Raw genomic sequence first — 17,790 nt, 5'->3', positions numbered from 1 at the left:
GTTCGAGGCGCGGCGGAAGATCGCGGCCTGGCGGAAGGAGTACAACGAGCAACGGCCGCACAGCAGTCTCGGGTATCGCACCCCGAGGGAGTTTGCTACATGGATGGGGACGGCTGCGGACGGCGAAAAGCTGCCGTCCTCCGCCGCCAAAACCGAAACCCAGGAGACTATGAAAGTCGTATGATCCGGTGTGCGGAAACAGGGGGCAGGTCAGTACGATGCCGCCTCGAACCGGACGCGCTTCACCGATCCCGAGGGCGGCCAGACCGACTACGTCTATGACGTCCTGAACCGTCTGACCAGCCTGACCAACTTCCAGGCGCAGACCTTCACCTTCGGCTACGACGCCCTCGGCCGCCGCACGCAACTCACCCGGCCGAACGGCGTGAACACGGACTACAGCTATGACAACCTCTCGCGGCTGCTGTCAGTGCTGCACAAGTTGGGCGCCAACGTGATTGACGGGGCCACCTACACGGTCGACCCTGCTGGCAATCGCACATCGAAACTTAACCACCTGAACGGGGTCACCGAGAGCTACACGTACGATGCCATTTATCAGCTCACCCAGGTGGTGCAGAACGGGACGACCACGAGCGAAGCCTACACATACGACAAAGTCGGCAACCGCCTCTCGACGCTCACCGACTCGAACTGGATCTACAACAACTCGAACCAGCTCACGTCAAGGCCGGGAGTCACGTACACCTACGACAACAACGGCAATACGCTCACCAAAACCGACGCCTCGGGCACAACCCAGTACGCCTGGGATTACGAGAACCGGCTGACGAGCGTAACGCTGCCCGGCGTTGGCGTGGTCAGCTTCAAGTACGATCCCTTCGGGCGAAGGATTCAGAAGGTGTCAGCTAGCGATACGACAGCCTACGTCCATGACAGCGCGGATATCGCTGAAGAACTGGATGCAACGGCAACCGCTATTCGTCGATATACCACAGGACTCGGGATTGATGAGCCGCTGGCCATGCTGAGGAGCGGAGCCACAAGTTACTACTTGACGGACGGCCTGGGATCAGTCACCTCCCTCATCGACCCGAATGGCAGTGCTAGTGCCGTGTACACCTACCAGTCCTTTGGCGAACTCACGTCACCAGAGGGCAGTCTGGCAAATCCTTTTCGCTATACCGGCCGTGAATTCGACGTCGACACAAACCTGCATTATTACCGCGCAAGGTACTACAATTCCCTGATTGCCCGGTTCCTTACTGAGGATCCCATAGGGTTCAATGGCGGAATCAATTTCTATGCCTACGTCTTGAACGCACCCACGATGTTCACGGATCCGGACGGACTGCGCACCCAAGTGTGCTGTCGGCTCCTGAGGGGTTCCGTTGGAAAGCTTACGGGTAAGAATCATTGCTACATTCGAGTGACCAATAGCCGCGGATCGCACACCTATGGCCTCCACCGAGAGCATGCGGATGATTCACCGCTTCCCAATGGCGCACGCCCTTTGGTCGACGACCCGACTGACGTTGGCGGAACATGTTCCGACGTTCGAGATGCGACGCCATGTAAGGAAAGAATGCTCATCCAACAGGCCTTGAGCGACCTGCAATGCCCCTCCTGTGGAGCCAACTATTGGGCAGCCTCTACAAACAGCAACTTTTGGGTTGCTAACGCCCTGCGAAATGCGAACATGACGCCCCCAGTTTTCCCGGGGTCGGCAAATGCGCCGGGATACAGTTTCGTGCCTCCCAGCGGGCCTACAGGTGGTGGTCACCGTTAAGCTCTCGTAGAGAGGATAGTCATGATTGGTGCGACTACATCCAATAAGCATCTGTTACTGGCCGCTGCCACCACGGCTGCGCTGACGTCGCTTGCCGTATCACATTTTCAGCTTGGGCGACCGACTCTCTTCTACGTCGTAATCTGGCTGTGGTCGTGGACTATTGTGCAACAGGTTCTTGGAAATGCCGACTCGGCCTACTTGCTTGTGTCAGTGCTCACTGCTGCCTTTCATGCGGCGTTCCTGGCCGCAATCAGCTTCGTCGTTTTCAGGCTGGGTTCAAGGCGATGGTCGAGCCGGGTAACACGTCTGGTCCTTCTCGGGACAACCTTAGCTTTCATTTGTCTTCTGGTCTTTCTCGGACCGGCCGGAGAGACACCCTGATCCTTTGAGTTCAGGTCGTCTCCCCGTATGCTTATGACGACGCCGACGGCTGACCTCCGTGACCGACGCCCAAACCCCGAGCCCAGGTGTGACCAGCTACGCCTACGACACCGAGAGCAACCTGCTCTCGATCACCGACGCCTTGGGCCGCGCCACCAGCTTCACCTACACTTACGACAACGCCAGCCGGTGTTTTTGGTACTCCACAAGCTCGGTGCAACCGCCATCGACGAGGCCACGTACCGCTCGACGCAGCCGCAAACCGGACTTCGAAACTCAATTACCTGAACGGTTCTGGGGAAGACCAATGGGAAGGGCTCAAACATCTAGAGCCAAGACGCCTAAGAACCGGAGGCCCAATTAGATGAACATTTCGCACCTTCGTCGTCAGGCAGAATCAGGCAATGTCGTGGCTCAATCCGTACTGGGAATCTGTTACCTGGATGGCATCGAGGTGGAGGCCGATTATGCCGAGGCATATCGACTGCTAAGGGCCGCTGCTGAACAGGGTGCCTCTCGCGCCATGACGGGGCTGGCTCGGATGTATGTTCGTGGCCTAGGGATTCCAAGAGATATGAACGAGGCCATTCGGCTCTATGACGCAGCAGCCAAGGCGGGAGAATTTCTGGCACAGGTAGAACTCGCTCGCATCTACTCACGGGGATTGGGAGTAACCGCGAATCCTGCGATGGCGTTGCAGTGGTATTCGGCCGCCGCAGCCCAAGATCGCACGGTGCCGGACTGCGAGGAACTCCAAGAAGCCAAGGCCTACATTGCGAGCTCGAGGTGACTAAAGCGATTTTGGTCTTTTCGCGAAACGTGAAACGCGAAACGCGAAACTAGCTTTCACGCTTGTCGCAGCCGTCCCTGCCGTCGTGCGCTGGTGAACGCCGCTTCCAGCGCGAACCAGCCCAGCGGTAGCAGGACCGCCTGCCAGAGTAGCAGATTGGTCCACACTTCCAGCAACGACGCCGGAGGCGCACCGCTGTAGCACAGGCGCACGGCATCGACCAGGAAGCGGAACGGCGAGAGCAGCGACGCGTCGCGCAAACCCTCCGGCAGTGTTGCCAGCGGGAAGAGCGCGCCGCTGAGCACGACGGCTGCGCCCAGCAGCATCATGGCCGCGGCCAGCACGCGGCGGCCGGCCACGGCTGCCGCGGCGCACAGCAGCCCGAGCGGCGGCACCATGGCGAAGCCCAGCGCCACGCTGAGCACCGTGGCCAGGATCTCCCATCCCATGGGCACGACGCCGGCCAGCGCCATCCAGCAGTAGGCGAACACGGCGCGCAGCAGCATGCCGGCCGCGGGATACGCACCCAGCCCCAGCACGATGCCGGCCGTGGGTGCGGGCGTCACCACGTAAGCCTCAAGGTCGCCCGTCGAACGGGCACGTGCCACCGCAAACGCGGTTGCGGCGGCAGCGCCCGCGGTCGCCAACACCAGCACCAGGGCGGGAGCGGCGTACGCGAAGTAGCTGGCCATGCCGGCCACCGGCCGCTGCCACAATGCGGAGAGCTGCCAGAGAGCGCCCACGAACAGCGCCGCCTCGAGCATGTAGCGCGTCAGGGCATAGAAGGGTGAGGGACGCGCGTGGGATTCGCGTCGTGAAAAAGCTTGCGCCACGTCGAGCATCCGCGGCACGGAAGCTTACCTTCCCACCGCCGTGTGCACGGCGATGGTCGGCTTGCGCGGAGGCGTGGCGTGCAGCAGGCGGCCCTGGTCCAGCAGCAGCGAGCGGTCGCAGAGGTTGCGGATCTCCTCCGGATTGTGCGAGACCAGCAGCACCGCCGCGCCGCTGGAGTGCGCGGTCTGGCGGATGAGGTCGGCGATGCGCCCGGCGAACTCGGCGTCCACGCTGCGGGTGGGCTCGTCGAGCAGCAGCACGCGCGGATCGTTGAGGAAGGCCCGCGCCAGCGACATCCTGCGCCGCTGCCCGCTGCCCAGCGACGCGTAGATGTCGTCGGCCCGCTCGGCCAGGCCGACCGCATCGAGCGCGTAGTAGATGTCCGGCGGACCGATGTAGCGGCCGGTGAGCGTGGCGAAAAACTTCAGGTTCTCGCGCAGCGTGGCCCGCGGCTCGAAGCCCGCATCCAGCGGCAACACGACGCCGATCTTCCGCCGCACCGCCGCGGCGTGCTCCACCACGTCCAGCCCGCACACGGAGACCTCGCCGGAGTCGGGCAGGTCGAGCGTGGCCAGCACCCGCAGCAGCGTGGACTTGCCGCTGCCGTTCTTGCCGACCAGACCCACGATCTCGCCCGGCTCAATGGTGAGCGAGACCTGCCGCAGTGCCTCGACGCGCTCCGCCGAGCGCCGCGCCGCCAGCCAGGTGCCGGGAACAGGACGCTCCGCCGCAGGATACGACTTCGAGAGTTCTTTGACTTCGATGGCAGGCATGGCTGGCACGCGAACGACCTCGGCTCCTCACCGCGGGGGAAGCGGCATCTGTTTAGATGCCGGAGGAGGACACAAAGTCTAGCACGGTCGCGCTGCGCAGGCATCCCCGGCGTGACGAAGCGCCGCGCCTACTTCGCGACCTTGCCCGGCCCCCACAGCGCGCGCCCGGGAAGCGCGCCCGTGTGGTCGCCGTCCTTGATGACCTGCACGCCGTTGACGAAGACCTGCCGCACGCCCACCGCGTACTGGTGCGGCTTCTCATAGGTGGCGCGATCGGCGATGGTCTGCGGGTCAAACACCACCACGTCGGCGAACATGCCCGGCTGCAGGAAGCCGCGCCGGTCGAGCCCGAGATTCGTGGCCGGCAGCCCGCTCAGCCGGTGCACGGCTTCTTCCAGCGGGATGAGCTTTTCTTCGCGCACGTACTTGCCCAGCAGGCGCGCGAAGTTCCCGTAGGCGCGGGGATGCGGGTTGGACTTCAGGAACACGCCTTCGGGCGCAATGGAGGCTTCATCGGAACCGAACGACACCCACGGCAACCGGATCTGCTTGCGGACGTTGTCTTCCGACATGAGGAAGTACACCGTGTCCACGCGCGACTGGTCCTCGACCACCAGGTCCATCATGACTTCCACCGGATCCTTGCCGCGCATCTTGGCCACTTCCGCCAGCGACTTGCCGGTGAGCGGCTTCAGCTTGTCGTTCTTGAAGCCCACCAGCAGGATGCGCTCCGGCGAGCCTGCGGCGAGATACAGGTTCTCCCACTGGTCGCTCGGGGTGCGGATCTCGTCTGCGATCCTCTTGCGCAGCTCGGGGTCCTGCAGGCGCTTGAACCAGGCCTCGTGGCCGCCGGACTGGGACCAGGGCGGCATGGCTGCGTTCAGGCCGGTGGCGCCCGCGGTGTAGGTGTACATGTCGGCGGTGATCTTCAGGCCCTCGGCGCGGGCGCGCTCCACCAGGGCGATGACCTGGTCCATCTTCGGCCAGTTCTTCTCGCCGCCGGCTTTCAGGTGATAGATCTCGGCGGGCAGTCCGGCTTCGCGGCTGATGCGGATCAGCTCTTCCACCGCCTCGATCAGCCGGTTGCCTTCGCTGCGCATGTGCGAGATGTACTTGCCTTTGTATTGCGCAGCCACCCTGCACAGCTCGATCAGCTCTTCGGTGGAGGCGTAGAACGCGGGTGCGTAGATGAGCGACGAGCCGATGCCCAGTGCGCCGTCTTCCATCTCCCGCCGCACCAGCGCGCGCATCTGCTCGAGCTGCTGGGGCGTGGGCTTTTTGTCCTCCAGGCCGATGACGTATTCGCGAATGGTCGTGGCGCCCACGTAGGAAGCGACGTTTTGCGCCACGCCTTTCTTCTCCAGGTAGCGCAGGTACTCGCCCAGCGTGGTCCAGGCGATGTCGTACTTCAGGTCGCCCTGCTCGGCTGTGCGGCGGCGCTTCATCTCATCGGTCAGCGGGCCCATGGACCAGCCTTCGCCGAAGATCTGCGTGGTCACGCCCTGGCGCAGCTCGCCCTGCGAACGTCCGTCGATGATCAGCGATTCGGTCGACCAGGAGAGCATATTGATGAAGCCGGGAGCGACCGCCATGCCCGTGGCATCGACGACCGTCGCGGCCTTCGCGCCGCTCAGGTCGCCGACCGCGGCGATCTGGTCGCCGCGGATCCCCACATCAGCGCGCTGCGGCTTGCCGCCGCTACCGTCGTACACCGTGCCGCCGCGAATGATGACGTCGAAGCTTTCCTGTTGCGCGCTGGTGCTGGCTGCCAGTCCCGTGAGCGCCAGTGCGACCACTCCTGCGAGGTAACGAATCCGCATTCCGTCCTCCGCGAAAGACGCACCCTACGCTCCCGGCCGCAGAGTGTCAAACGAATGAGCCGCCACAGAAACGATGACCGGAGCGGAGTTAGAATGCGTCCGTGTGCGGACAACCGCGTGCGCCCCGCGCGCTTCGAACCTAGTAGGGTCCGCTGATCCCGCGGGACCCGCGCGTTCGCACCCCATCGGTCCGCAGAAGGAAGGCAACTTGCGCAAGGTGCTCATCGGAATCGTCGTGGTGATGGCACTGGTGGCCATCGCGGCCCTGGCGCTGCCTTCGCTGGTGGACGTGAATTCCTACCGCTCCACCATCCAGGCGCAACTGGAGCAGCGGCTGGGACGCCAGGTCACGCTCGGTCCCATGCACCTGCGTGTGATCCCGCTGGCTTTCCGCGCTTCCGGCGTGGCTATCGCCGACGACCCGGCGTTCGGCGCCGGGAAGGTCTTTGCGCAGGCCGATGAGGTCTACGTGCGCGTACGAGTGTGGCCCCTGTTGCGCGGCCAGGTGGAGATCGACGCGCTGGACCTGGCCCGCCCAAAGGTGGAACTCATCCGTGCCGCCGATGGGCGCTGGAACTTTGAGAGCCTGGGCCGAAAGACTGGCGCGCAGCCGGCGGCACGGCAAGCCTTCTCGCTCAGCACGCTGCGCATCGTGGATGGACAGCTCGCGGTCACCGACCCGCGCCGGCAGCCGCTGCGCGCGGTCTACGACCACATCGACCTCACGCTCGAAGATTACGCACCCGGACAGCCGTTCTTCCTTGAAGCCGCGGTGCATCTGCCCGGCGAAGGCGCGCAGAAGCTGGCGCTTTCCGGGCGCGCCGGCCCGCTGCCCGACGGCGACTGGATGACGACGCCCTTCGAAGGCAAGCTGAATTTGGATCACGTCAACCTTGCCTCGCTCGGACAATTCCTCGCCTCCGACGCGTTCGCAACCGTGAGCGGCGTCGCCAGCGGCGAGATGGGCATCATGAGCCGGAGTGGGAAGCTGGCATCCTCCGGGTCGGTGCGCCTGGACCATCCACGCATCCGTGGCGCGGATGTCGGATTCCCCATCGCGGCAGACTACAGCCTTACCCGTGATGCAGGCCTGCTGCGTATCGAGCGCGGCGACCTGAAGCTCGGCGCGACGCCGCTGAAGGTGACCGGCACCGTCAATACCTCTGCCACTCCTGCACAGCTCGACCTGCGCCTGGTCTCCGGTGACGTCTCCATCGAAGAGGCGGCGCGGCTGGCGGCGGCGTTCGGGATGGCGTTCAGCCCGGGCACGAACGTTTCTGGACGCATGGCCGCCGATCTCCAGGCGCGCGGTCCGGTCTCCGAGCTTGGGTTTACTGGAAGCATCAAGGCGCGTGATGTCGCCATCAGCGGCGCGGGTCTGCCGCAGCCGGTGAAGGTGCCGGCCATCACCGTGGACCTGGCGCCCGCGGCCATCCGGGCCACCGAGTTCACCGCTTCGACCGGTGGGACCAGCGTAACCGCGGCATTCACCCTTACCGGCTACAGTTCGCCCGCGCCGCGTTTGGAAGCGAGCGTGCGCGCTCGCGGAGCGGAACTCGGTGAGGCCTTGTCCATCGCCCGCGCCTGGGGCATCTCCGCCGCCGAAGGCATGAGCGGTTCGGGGGCGCTCGATCTGGACGTGCGGTTGGTGGGCGCGCTGAAGAACGCCGCCGCGCGCAGTTATTCCGGGACGGGCCTGCTGGAACGGGCCACGTTGCGCCTGCCGGCGCTGGCCAGGCCGCTGGGCATCGGCCGTGCCCGCCTGCGCTTCACGGAGAACTCCGTCGTGGTGGAAGAGCTGGCCGCGACCGTGGGCCAGACGCGCGCCAGCGGAACCTTGGTGGTGCGCGGATTCGATGCGCCGCGTGCCGAATTCACCCTGGCGGCCGACCGCATGGATCTGGCCGAGTGGGCGCAGCTCTTCTCCGGCAGTGGGCCGCCTGCCTCCGCCCGTGACTGGCGCCTGGTGCCGCCAGCGTATGCGGCCACGGCCACGCCCAGCTTCTTTTCACGGATGGTGGGCTCCGGGACGCTCACGGTCGGCACCGTCGTCTACGACCAGCTCACGCTGACCAACGTGCGCGGCAACGTCACCTTGGATCGCGGCCTGATCCGCATGGCGCCGCTCAACGGCGAGGCGTACGGCGGGCGCGCCTCCGGGACGCTCGTGACGGACACGCGCACCACGCCGGTGACCTTCCAGCTCCAGCACAAGCTGGAACGCGTGGATGCGAACAAGCTGCTCTCCTCGGTTTCGTCGGTGAAGGAGAAGATATTCGGCCTCCTGGCCACGAACGGCAACGCGTCGTTCGCCGGCTCGGGCCAGATGGCGCGCTCGCTGGACGGCAGCGTGGTCCTCGACTTGCGTGACGGCAAGATCGCCAACATGGACCTGGTCTACGAGGTGGCCAACGCCGCCAAGTTCCTGGGCTTCAAGCGGACGCCGCGGCCGTACACCGAAGTCAGCAGCCTCACCGGGCAAGTGGATCTGCAGAACGGCGTCGCCCGTACCGAGAACCTGAAGGCCGTCATCAGCGAAGGGACGTTGGCCGCCACCGGCAGCGCCAGTCTGGTGGACCAGTCGCTGAATTTGCGGGTGACGGCGGTGCTGACGCCGGAGTTCAGCAAGGAAGTCGGCGGGACCTCGGTGGGCGGCTACCTGACCACCGCGCTGGCCAACAAAAAGGGCGAACTGGTCGTCCCGCTCATCGTGACCGGCACGTTTGAGAAGCCCCGCTTCGCGCCGGATGTGGAGAAGATCGCGCGCATGAAGCTGGAGAACCTGGTGCCCAGCCTTTCCGATCCGGGCGGGCTGACGCAGGGCATCCTGGGAGCGATTCTCGGCAAGAAGGAGAAGGGCGAGGCGCAGCCGCAGGGAGAGCCGGAACAGACCGAAGCCAAGAAGGAACCCGCACAGCAGCCCGCCAATCCGCTCGAAGACCTGCTGGGCAACATTCTCGGCCAGCAGAAGAAGAAAGAGCAGAAACCGGCTCAACCGCCGCCGCAGCAACCTGCCCGGCAGGAAGAAGAGCCGCCCGAACAGCCGAAGTAGAGCGGTTTGCGGGCGGGAGACACGTCCGCTCTGGCGGACGAACGAAGAACTCTGATTACGAGCCGGTGTCTTCCAGCAGGCCCTGTTCCAGTTTTTCCTGGCAGTTGATGCAGAAGCGGGTCCAGGGCACGGCTTCGAGGCGCTTGGGATTGACCTCTTTGCCGCAGTTCACGCAGTTGCCGAACTCGCCCTCGCGGATGCGCGCCAGCGCGGACTCGACCTCGTGCAGGAGCTGGCGCTCGTTGTTGCTTTGGCTGAAGAGGAACTCCTTGGTGTAGGAACTGGCCGCCTTGTCGGCGATGTCCTGGGCGGTCTCCACGTCCGCGGAGCGGCCGGCGAGCTCGGTGTTGGAGACCACGCGCCGCAGCTCTTGCTGCCGGGCCTCCAGCTTCTTGCGGAATTGCTCGAGTCTCTTCTTTTCCATGGCCGTTCCCTCAGGAGCCGTTCCTGTGGAGCGATTAAACGTATGATGATAAGGGCCGCTCGGAAGATGCGTCAACTGCCGTCGGGGTACGCATTCGACCAGGTGTCAGCCGCGGATAGATGACCTCGCCGGCTCGCAGCGTGTACGCCACCGCGCAACTTTCTTGGGAGCAAGCGGAATCGAATGCTAGCTGCTGCCGTTTCCCGCCGTGCGCAGCTTGCCCGGCATGAAGTGGTACGGCGGCCAGGGGCCGGAGATGGCCAGCTCGCAGTTCTTGAGCTGGCGAGTGGCTTGCCCGTAGCGGCTCTGATATTTCTCCACGGATTTGTGGTCGATGAGGTGGGCGATGTCGATCAGCAGTCCGCCGGAATCCACCTTGCGGCAGCAGACTTCCTCCTCCAGGGGCGAGAACAGCTTGTGGACCTGGACGGAGAGCGCGCGGGCCTTGGTCTGGCGCTCGCGCTGGCGCGCCGCCTTCTCGCGCAGCTTCCGCAGGTATTCGCCACCCGCCTGCGCGGGCAGAACCACGTCGTCGGCGGCGGCCACGACCGAGCCGTCCTTGATGAGCACCTTGATGTGCATCTCCGCCTTGCCCCGCAGCTTGGAGACGCTGGCCAGGAATGCCTTGCGGTTGGCGCGCACGGCGCGACGCAGGGCTTCGTCGGTGTCGAATACGGTGCCGAAGCGGAAGGGAAGGACGGTGGTGTTGCGGAAGCACTCGCTCACCACCCGGGCGTGGTCGAGGATGGCCTTCTGGTCGAGCGTGCCGGTGCGCGTGTATTCGCTGACAATCACGGCGAACTCGCCGCTCGGGTAGCCGTAGACTTTCGCCCCCTGGATGCCGGTCATGCCTTCGATGAGAAACGGACGCCGCGCTCGGGAATCACCTTGAAAGGCCTGTTGCTCCGTAATGCAGTACGCGTACCACGGCATGGTCCGTCCCTCCGAGTCTGTTCGCTGCGGCTGGGCCGCAGCGGGTTTTGTTCAACTGCAGGCGACGACTTGTTCTGTGGAAGTGACTGCTCAGTACCTGGGCGATTCCCGGGGAGCACGGCCGCTTCCCAGCGGTCCATGTCCAACTTTGCTATGTTACTTCTTTCGTAACGGGAACCGCAACTGTTCCCTGCGATTTCTGGTTCGGCTACTTGCGCTTTTTCTTCTTCTTTCCCTTTTCAGCGGCCGCCCGCGCTTCCAGCGCCCTCAACATGGTGCGCTGGATCTCGTCGAGCGGAGCCGGCTTCCCGGTCCAGATCTCGAACTGGCGCGCCGCCTGGTGGATGAGCATTTCCCATCCCAGAATGACCTGCGCGCCCCGGGCCCGGGCCTGCTTCACCAGCCGCGTTTCAGCGGGCACGTAGACCATTTCGAACACTACGCGGGCGTTGACTTCATTGTCCTTCAGAGGCGACTGGCGCCCGCTGCCCATGCCCACCGGGGTGGCGTTCACAATGGCATCGAACTGCATCTTCTTCAGCTCGGAGCGACGCAGATACCTGGCGCGCGCCTGCTTGGCCAGCCGCTTGCCGGCAGTCGGCGTGCGGTTGAGCACGTACACCTCGGCATGCCGCTCTTTCAGCCCAAAGACAGCGGCCCGCGCTGCGCCGCCGGCGCCCAGCACCAGAACCTTCGCGCCGCCGATCGGCAGGCGCTGCTCCAGCGGCCGGATCACACCCGCCACGTCGGTGTTGAACCCGTAGAGCTTGCCGTCCTGCGCCCGGATGACCGTGTTGCACGCCCCGATCTTGGCGGTGACCGCGTCGGTGTTGTCCAGGTGCTTGAGGATGACTTCCTTGTAGGGCATCGTGATGCTGAGCCCGTGGATGGGAATGTCGCGCACGCAGGTGAGCAGGTCGGTGAGGGTGCGCGCGTGCAAGGCCAGGTAGACGGCGTTGACGCTCTCCCGCCGAAAGGCGGCGTTCATGATGTGCGGAGAGAGTGAGTGCTCGATGGGGTCGCCGGCCACGCCGTAGACGCGCGTGGCGGCGTCCACCAGGTTCAGCCGGTAGACGTCCAGCAGCGTGCGTCCCGTGATCTGCCCCGGCGCGGTTTCCTCCCCGGCACTCGCGGCCGCGAACGTGAACACGCTGCCCGCCCGCACGCCCAGCACCCGGCTGATGATCCCCTGCTCGCCCATGCACACGCCCACCATGGAATACTTCTCCGCCTTCTGCTCCAGGAACTTCATCATGGTCACGTTGTCCGCCAGGCACTTGGCGGTGGTGACCAGCTTGTAGAAATCGGCCGGGATGGCGCGCATCTTCTCGAAGGTCTGCTCGAGCTTCCGCGTGGCCTTGAAGTCGTGATGGGAAAGAATGAGCGCCGCCTGGCTGCGCAGTCGGGAGAGGTCTTCCGGGTCCGCCTTGGCCGCGCTGGCCAGCTCCAGGTCGACCAGTTGGCAGCCATGGGCCGCCGCCCGGGTGAGCAGGGCGATCTCCGCCGCTACCGATCCCCTGAACTTGCCTCCGTTGACCGCCCGCCGGCAGGTAGCGATGGCCAGCACATCCGGGTGGTATTCCAGAAACGCTTTGATGCGGGGCAGTCCCGTAGCGGGCTTTCGTATGTAGTCTAACCTGAACTCAATAAAGGGGTTATCCCGGACCACCGCCTGCGCCCTGGCGACCATTTCCGCCCCGCTCGAGCCCGTGATGGCCACACAAATACGGGGCAGGCGCGGCGGCAACAGCCGCGGGACGTAAGTAGCAGTAGCCGTCATTTCAGCAGGGTGGGCGCGCGAATATTACAGGTGCATAAGGAGCAATGCAACAGCGTTTGCACCTTTCTTACGGGTACGATGGCCTTTGGTACCTTAGGGGTTAATACGGTTTTCCTTGACCCCTGGGGGGCTGTTTGCTAGCGTTCAATCCGAAAAAGGCCCTTTCCGGCGTGGTGTTTGCGCCTCAGGGTCGGGTCTGCCGGCCTGCTGCGGTGGGAACTCCGGAGGAAACATGAAACGAACGGGACTTGTCCTGATGATTCTGGCTGCCTGCGCCCTGGCGCAGGAGGGGGCGCCGCAAGTCGCCGCCACCAACATCGAGGAGTGGAAGCAGGCGCCAACCTATTCCGACGTGAATTGCGCGGGCTACGTCACCAAGGAGGCGGTTTCCAACAGCGTCTACCTGGCAGGCGGCTGGAATACCCCGCACTCGACGCGCTTCGGGGACCGCGATTACGTCTATCTGGACGGCGGCGGTTTCCAGGAAGGCCAGCAGTTCAAGATCCTCCGGCGGCTGCGCGACCCCAACCGTTGGGAGCCCTATCGCGGACAGAAGCGCGAACTGGGCGCGGTCGGCGACGTGTACGCGGAGATGGGCCGGGTGCGCATCATCGGTACGCGGGACCGCATCGGCATCGGTTTCGTCGAATTCAGTTGCGACGCCATGATCCCCGGCGACCTGGCGATTCCCTGGGTCGAGCGACCCATTCCGCAGTATCAGTATCGCGCGCCCTTCAACCGCTTCGCGCCGCCCAATGGCCTGCTGACCGGGCGCATCGTGGGCGCCAAGGATTTCGATACTGTCGTGGGCACCGGCCAGAAGGTCTATCTCAATGTAGGAGCGAACCAGGGAGTCAAGGTCGGCGACTATTTCCGGGCGGTCCGGAACTATGACTTTGCCAGCCTGGAAGCGATTGATTCGCTCTCCTACAAGGCTTCAATCCCCGACGATGCGCAGAAACACGCCCCCAAATATCCGCGCGGCCGCCTGAAAGAATTCCCGCGGCGCTCGCTGGGAGAGATGATGGTGCTGAATGTCACGCCCACCAGCGCCACGGCCATGCTGACCTATGCCATCGAGGACGTGCAGGTCGGTGATCACGTGGAGCTGATGGAGCCCGTGCCGCCGCCGCCCCCGCCCGTGATGAATCCGCCGACCATCGCATGCAGCGCGCAGCCGGCCACGGTGCTGGTGGGCGAGCGCTCCACCATCACCTGCGAGGCCTCCAGTCCGGACGGGCGGCCGCTCACCATCAGCCATGCCTCCAGCGCCGGGACTGTGTCGCCCAGTGACGGCATCGCCGTGTTGGACACGTACAACACATCGCCCGGCGTCATCACCGTCCGTTCGACGGCGACCGACGACCGCAACCTCTCCGCGACCGCCATGACCAATGTCAACGTGGAAGCCGCGGCGGTCCCGCAGGCCAGCAAAGTGAACGAGATCCAGTTCCGCCGCAACAGCGCACGCGTGGATAACCAGGCCAAGGCCATGCTCGACGACCTGGCCCTGCTGCTGCAGCGTGAGCCGGATAGCCGCGCCACCCTCGTGGGCACGGCCGACGCCGATGAGAAGGCGGGAGCGACCCTGGCCATGCAGCGCGCGGAGAACGCCCGGACGTATCTGGTGCGGGAGAAGGGCGTGGATGCCGGCCGCGTCGACGTCAAGACTTCGACAACTCCGGGCAAGAAGGCCGACCTGTGGGTCGTCCCTTCCGGCGCCACCATGCCGGAATAAAGCAGTTCGAGTTTCCAGTCTGGGCGCATGCATCGCATGCGCCCATTTCTTTTTTTCGTCCAGACAAAGGAGAGACGGAAGAGCCAAGCCTCTTGAAACTTGAAACTCGAAACTACAGTCCTTCCCTATCCCCGAAGACTTCCGCGGCAAAGGCCTCTACGGTTGCTCCGTGCTTCCAGGCATCCGGTGCCAGGCCGGCTTTCAGGCAGGCTTCATCGAGGAACATCTCGCGGGTCCAGCCGTGTTCCACCGCCACCTGCGGCAACAACAGTCCCCGCTGGAAGCCGCGGCTGACCAGCAGGCCGTGCCGGCCTACTTCGACCTGCCTGGGATCGATGCGGAAAAGCTGCGAGAGCACGCTGATCTCGATTTGCAGGCGCGCCGCTTCTTCTTCGGTGACGGGCAGGAAGCGCGGATCATGCAGGGCGGCCGCCACCGCCGTTTCCGCCACCGTCGCGCACAGCGACTTCACCGGATACACGAAGCCCACACAGCCGCGCAACCGGTCGTCCAGATGCAACGTCGTAAAGGCGCCGCGCGGCTCGGCCAGGTGCGCCGAAGGAGGATTGGGTTTCCATCTCTCCCTGCGCAGCGCGGCCCGGATGGCGCGGCGCGCCGCTTCCAGCAGATAAGTGCGCTCCTGAGCTGAGTATTCGGGGAAGAGGGGCGGGACGGGCGGATTCTCAGGTTGCGGCAACATCGCGCTTCCTGCGGCGGCTGAGCACGAATGGCCGGCGCCGCTGGCGCTCCAGAAAACTGCGGTCGATCTTCGACCAGAAGGCGGCAAAGTAATCGATGGCCGAAACCATCGACAGCAGGACCATGAACCACACCGATAGATGGGCGATCACTTCGATGGGCAGCACCACCGCGCCCAACGTCCAGGCCGTCCAGCGCGCATTGAGGATGGCGGCCACCACCGAGACCACCTGCACCGCCATCTTGAACTTGCCCAGGTCGCTGGCCTCGATGGTGAATCCTTCCGAAGCGGCCACGCTGCGCAGCCCGCTCACTAAAAACTCGCGACCCACGATGATCACCGCCATCCAGGCCGGCACCACTTCCGGATTGAACTGCACCAGGGAGATGAAGGCGGCGGTGATGAGCAGCTTGTCCGCCAGCGGGTCGAGCAGCATCCCCATGGTGGTGATCTGCCCCCGCTTCCGCGCCAGGTAGCCATCCAGCTTGTCGGTGAACGAAAGCGCGATGAACAGCAGCGAGGCCGCCAGTTCGCGCTGCCCGTGCGCGCTGGAGAACGTCTTGCCGAACAGCAGCCACAACAGCAGCGGCACGCCCAGAATGCGCGTGAGCGTGATGTAGTTCGGCAGGTTCACTGTCCTGGTCTTTCGCTGGAATCGCCGCCGGTGCGGCTGGGCAACCGCGCGCCTGTTGCGATTATCCCCCACGCTCTGCGCGGAAAGCAACGCGCTCCTGCGGCGCCCGGCGGGCTGCGATGCCATCGTCGGCGCCCTTCCCGGGGCCGCTCCAGATGCCGGTTGACAAGATATGTAATCGGATATATGTATTACATCTGAGGAAATGACTGTAACATTATCCGCGCAGGCGCCCTGGCTGCTGCTAATGTTCCGCCTGCCGGCGCGGCAGGCCAGCCGGCGCGTGGAGGTGTGGCGCAAGCTGCGCCGCTACGGCGCGCTCCCGCTGCGCAGTTCGGGATACGTGCTCCCCAACACACCCGCCGGCCGGGAACACTTCGAATGGCTGGCCGCCTCCATCCGCCGCGCGCGGGGCGAGGCCTCGGTGGTGCAGGTTCACGCCATCGACGACCTCCCTTCCGAAGAGCTGCGGCGCCGGTTCCTGGAAGCCAGCACGCGCGAGTACGAGCAGCTCCTGCGCCACCTTCGCCAGGCCGCGGCCGCTCCCCGCAAGTCGGCGGGCGGAAAATTGACGCGCCTGCGCCAGCGATTACAGCAAGTCGTTGCCATCGATTTCTTCTCCAACCCGCTGCGCAGCCGCGTGGAAGCGGCGCTGACCCGCGCGGAATCGGCCGCGGCCGGAAGTCCGCCGCCCTCCACCGCCGGCGGACGCCGCGACCGGAAAGAATATCGCCGCCGCACCTGGATGACGCGCCCGCGCCCGGGCATCGACCGCGTCGCCAGCGCCTGGCTCATCCGACGCTTCATCGATCCCGAAGCGCGCTTCGTGTTCGGCGACGACCCGGCACGGCATCCGAAGGCCGTTCCCTTCGACATGTTTCAGGGCGGCGGTTTCGGCCATCGTGGCGACGACTGCACCTTTGAGACCCTGCAGAAGGAATTCGGCATACGCGACCCGCGTGTCAGCGCCCTGGCGCAGATCATCCACGACGCCGACCTGGGCGATGAGAAGTTCGGCCGCCGCGAAGGCGAGGGTGTGGAGCGCGTGCTGCTGGGCTGGGCGCAACAGGATGTCTCCGACGACGAGCTCCTCCGACGCGGCATCGACCTGATGGAAGGCTTGTACCGGGCGCTCCCATGACCGAGGAGGCCCTGCCGATGTCGGAGAGTCCGGCGAGGAACCAGCCGGGCACGTTGCTCTTGCAGCGCCGCGAGGTGGCGGCGTTGCTCGACCTCGACGAATGTATCCAGGCTGTAGAGGACGCGTTCCGGCTCCACGCGGAAGGGAACAGCCTGCCGCCGGGGGTGCTCAGCGCGTATGTGCCGGGCGGCGGGTTCCACGTGAAGGCCGCCGGCCTGAAGCTGGAGCGGCCCTATTTCGCCGCCAAGTTCAACGGCAATTTTCCCGGCAACATGCTGCGTTTCGGCCTGCCGAACATCCAGGGAGTCATCCTCCTGTGCGACGCGGAGAACGGCTCTCCGCTGGCGCTGATGGATTCGATCGAGATCACCATCCAGCGTACGGCCGCCGCTACGGCGGTGGCGACGCGGCGCCTGGCCCGGCCGGAGTCCGCCGTGCTCACTCTCTGCGGTTGCGGCAACCAGGGACGCGCGCACCTGCGGGCCCTGGCACGCGTGCTGCCGCTCAAGCGCGCGTTCGCTTGGGATGCCGACGCCGCCCGTGCGCAGGCCTTCGCGCGGGAATTTTCCGGCCGGCTGGGCGCGGACGTCCACGCCGTCGAGCAGCCCTCGGCCGCCGTCCGCCAGAGCGATGTGTGCGTCACCTGCACCTCGGCGCGCGGCTGGTTTCTGGCGCGCGAGGACGTCCGGCCGGGCACGTTCGTGGCCGCCGTCGGGGCCGACAGTCCTGACAAGCAGGAAATCGAGCCGCCCTTGATGGCCGCCTCCAAAGTGGTGGTGGATTCGCTCGTCCAGTGCGCGGAGTTCGGCGAACTGCACCACGCGCTTGCGGCCGGCGTAGTCGCGCGCGATTCCGTGTGGGCCGAACTGGCCGACGTCGTGGCCGGCCGCAAGCCGGGCCGCACGGCGCCGGATGAAATCACCCTCTTCGACAGCACCGGCGTGGCGCTGGAGGACGTGGCTGCCGCACTGGCCGTCTACCGGCGCGCCCTGCGGGAAGGAGCTGGCCGCCGGATGGACTTCGCCGCCTGAGGACGC

General features: G+C 65.2%; 15 protein-coding genes. 7 read left to right on the top strand and 8 right to left on the bottom strand.

The features are described from left to right. The 3 genes from VNK82_01105 to VNK82_01095 all read left to right on the top strand — a co-directional run. A partial coding sequence (locus tag VNK82_01105) for an integrase core domain-containing protein (GenBank protein ID HXE89540.1) occupies window positions 1-184 on the top strand: 184 nt, incomplete at its 5' end. A 6-nt stretch (window positions 185-190) separates the two neighbouring features. Next, entirely contained in the window at window positions 191-1,750 is a 1,560-nt protein-coding gene (locus VNK82_01100; protein HXE89539.1) for an RHS repeat-associated core domain-containing protein, read from the top strand. A 748-nt stretch (window positions 1,751-2,498) separates the two neighbouring features. Then, window positions 2,499-2,924, top strand: coding sequence for a tetratricopeptide repeat protein (locus VNK82_01095; GenBank protein ID HXE89538.1), 426 nt, complete (start codon window positions 2,499-2,501; stop codon window positions 2,922-2,924). Between the two features lie 56 nt (window positions 2,925-2,980). Here VNK82_01095 and VNK82_01090 read toward each other — a convergent pair whose 3' ends face one another. From VNK82_01090 to VNK82_01080, 3 genes are all read right to left on the bottom strand, one after another. Then, complete coding sequence (locus tag VNK82_01090) at window positions 2,981-3,757, bottom strand: ABC transporter permease (GenBank protein ID HXE89537.1); 777 nt, start codon at window positions 3,755-3,757, stop codon at window positions 2,981-2,983. 24 nt (window positions 3,758-3,781) lie between these two features. Next, window positions 3,782-4,531 carry an ABC transporter ATP-binding protein gene (locus VNK82_01085; GenBank protein HXE89536.1) on the bottom strand — a complete coding sequence of 250 codons (750 nt, stop codon included), beginning with the start codon at window positions 4,529-4,531 and terminating at the stop codon, window positions 3,782-3,784. A gap of 128 nt (window positions 4,532-4,659) precedes the next feature. Continuing rightward, entirely contained in the window at window positions 4,660-6,351 is a 1,692-nt protein-coding gene (locus VNK82_01080) for a D-aminoacylase (GenBank protein HXE89535.1), read from the bottom strand. Between the two features lie 217 nt (window positions 6,352-6,568). Between VNK82_01080 and VNK82_01075 the strand changes: the two genes are divergently transcribed. Beyond that, the gene (locus tag VNK82_01075) at window positions 6,569-9,403 is read left to right on the top strand and encodes an AsmA family protein (protein ID HXE89534.1); all 2,835 of its coding nucleotides are present in this window, start codon (window positions 6,569-6,571) and stop codon (window positions 9,401-9,403) included. Window positions 9,404-9,458: 55 nt separating this feature from the next. Here the strand turns inward: VNK82_01075 and VNK82_01070 are convergent, their stop codons facing one another. The 3 genes from VNK82_01070 to aroE all read right to left on the bottom strand — a co-directional run bounded on the left by VNK82_01070 (window position 9,459) and on the right by aroE (window position 12,540). Continuing rightward, window positions 9,459-9,827 carry a TraR/DksA C4-type zinc finger protein gene (locus VNK82_01070; GenBank protein HXE89533.1) on the bottom strand — a complete coding sequence of 123 codons (369 nt, stop codon included), beginning with the start codon at window positions 9,825-9,827 and terminating at the stop codon, window positions 9,459-9,461. Between the two features lie 186 nt (window positions 9,828-10,013). Further along, entirely contained in the window at window positions 10,014-10,760 is a 747-nt protein-coding gene (locus VNK82_01065; protein ID HXE89532.1) for a GvpL/GvpF family gas vesicle protein, read from the bottom strand. Between the two features lie 208 nt (window positions 10,761-10,968). Then, window positions 10,969-12,540 carry a shikimate dehydrogenase gene (aroE, locus tag VNK82_01060; GenBank protein ID HXE89531.1) on the bottom strand — a complete coding sequence of 524 codons (1,572 nt, stop codon included), beginning with the start codon at window positions 12,538-12,540 and terminating at the stop codon, window positions 10,969-10,971. A 232-nt stretch (window positions 12,541-12,772) separates the two neighbouring features. On the opposite strand from aroE, the gene VNK82_01055 reads away from it, so the two are divergent. Further along, entirely contained in the window at window positions 12,773-14,278 is a 1,506-nt protein-coding gene (locus VNK82_01055) for an OmpA family protein (protein HXE89530.1), read from the top strand. A gap of 112 nt (window positions 14,279-14,390) precedes the next feature. On the opposite strand, the gene amrA is transcribed toward VNK82_01055, so the two are convergent. Next, entirely contained in the window at window positions 14,391-14,978 is a 588-nt protein-coding gene (gene amrA, locus VNK82_01050; protein ID HXE89529.1) for an AmmeMemoRadiSam system protein A, read from the bottom strand. Then, window positions 14,962-15,738 (bottom strand): CDP-diacylglycerol--glycerol-3-phosphate 3-phosphatidyltransferase, encoded by a 777-nt coding sequence (pgsA, locus tag VNK82_01045; GenBank protein ID HXE89528.1) that lies wholly within the window; start codon window positions 15,736-15,738, stop codon window positions 14,962-14,964. The genes amrA and pgsA overlap by 17 nt, the downstream gene beginning before the upstream one ends. A 79-nt stretch (window positions 15,739-15,817) precedes the next feature. On the opposite strand from pgsA, the gene VNK82_01040 reads away from it, so the two are divergent. Beyond that, window positions 15,818-16,753 carry a chromate resistance protein ChrB domain-containing protein gene (locus VNK82_01040; protein ID HXE89527.1) on the top strand — a complete coding sequence of 312 codons (936 nt, stop codon included), beginning with the start codon at window positions 15,818-15,820 and terminating at the stop codon, window positions 16,751-16,753. Then, window positions 16,750-17,784, top strand: coding sequence for an ornithine cyclodeaminase family protein (locus VNK82_01035; protein HXE89526.1), 1,035 nt, complete (start codon window positions 16,750-16,752; stop codon window positions 17,782-17,784). The genes VNK82_01040 and VNK82_01035 overlap by 4 nt, the downstream gene beginning before the upstream one ends. Window positions 17,785-17,790: the final 6 nt, after the last annotated feature.

Source organism: Terriglobales bacterium (genome assembly GCA_035573675.1).
Lineage (GTDB): Bacteria > Acidobacteriota > Terriglobia > Terriglobales > Acidobacteriaceae > DATMAB01.
This window is presented reverse-complemented; position numbering and strand designations above follow the sequence as displayed.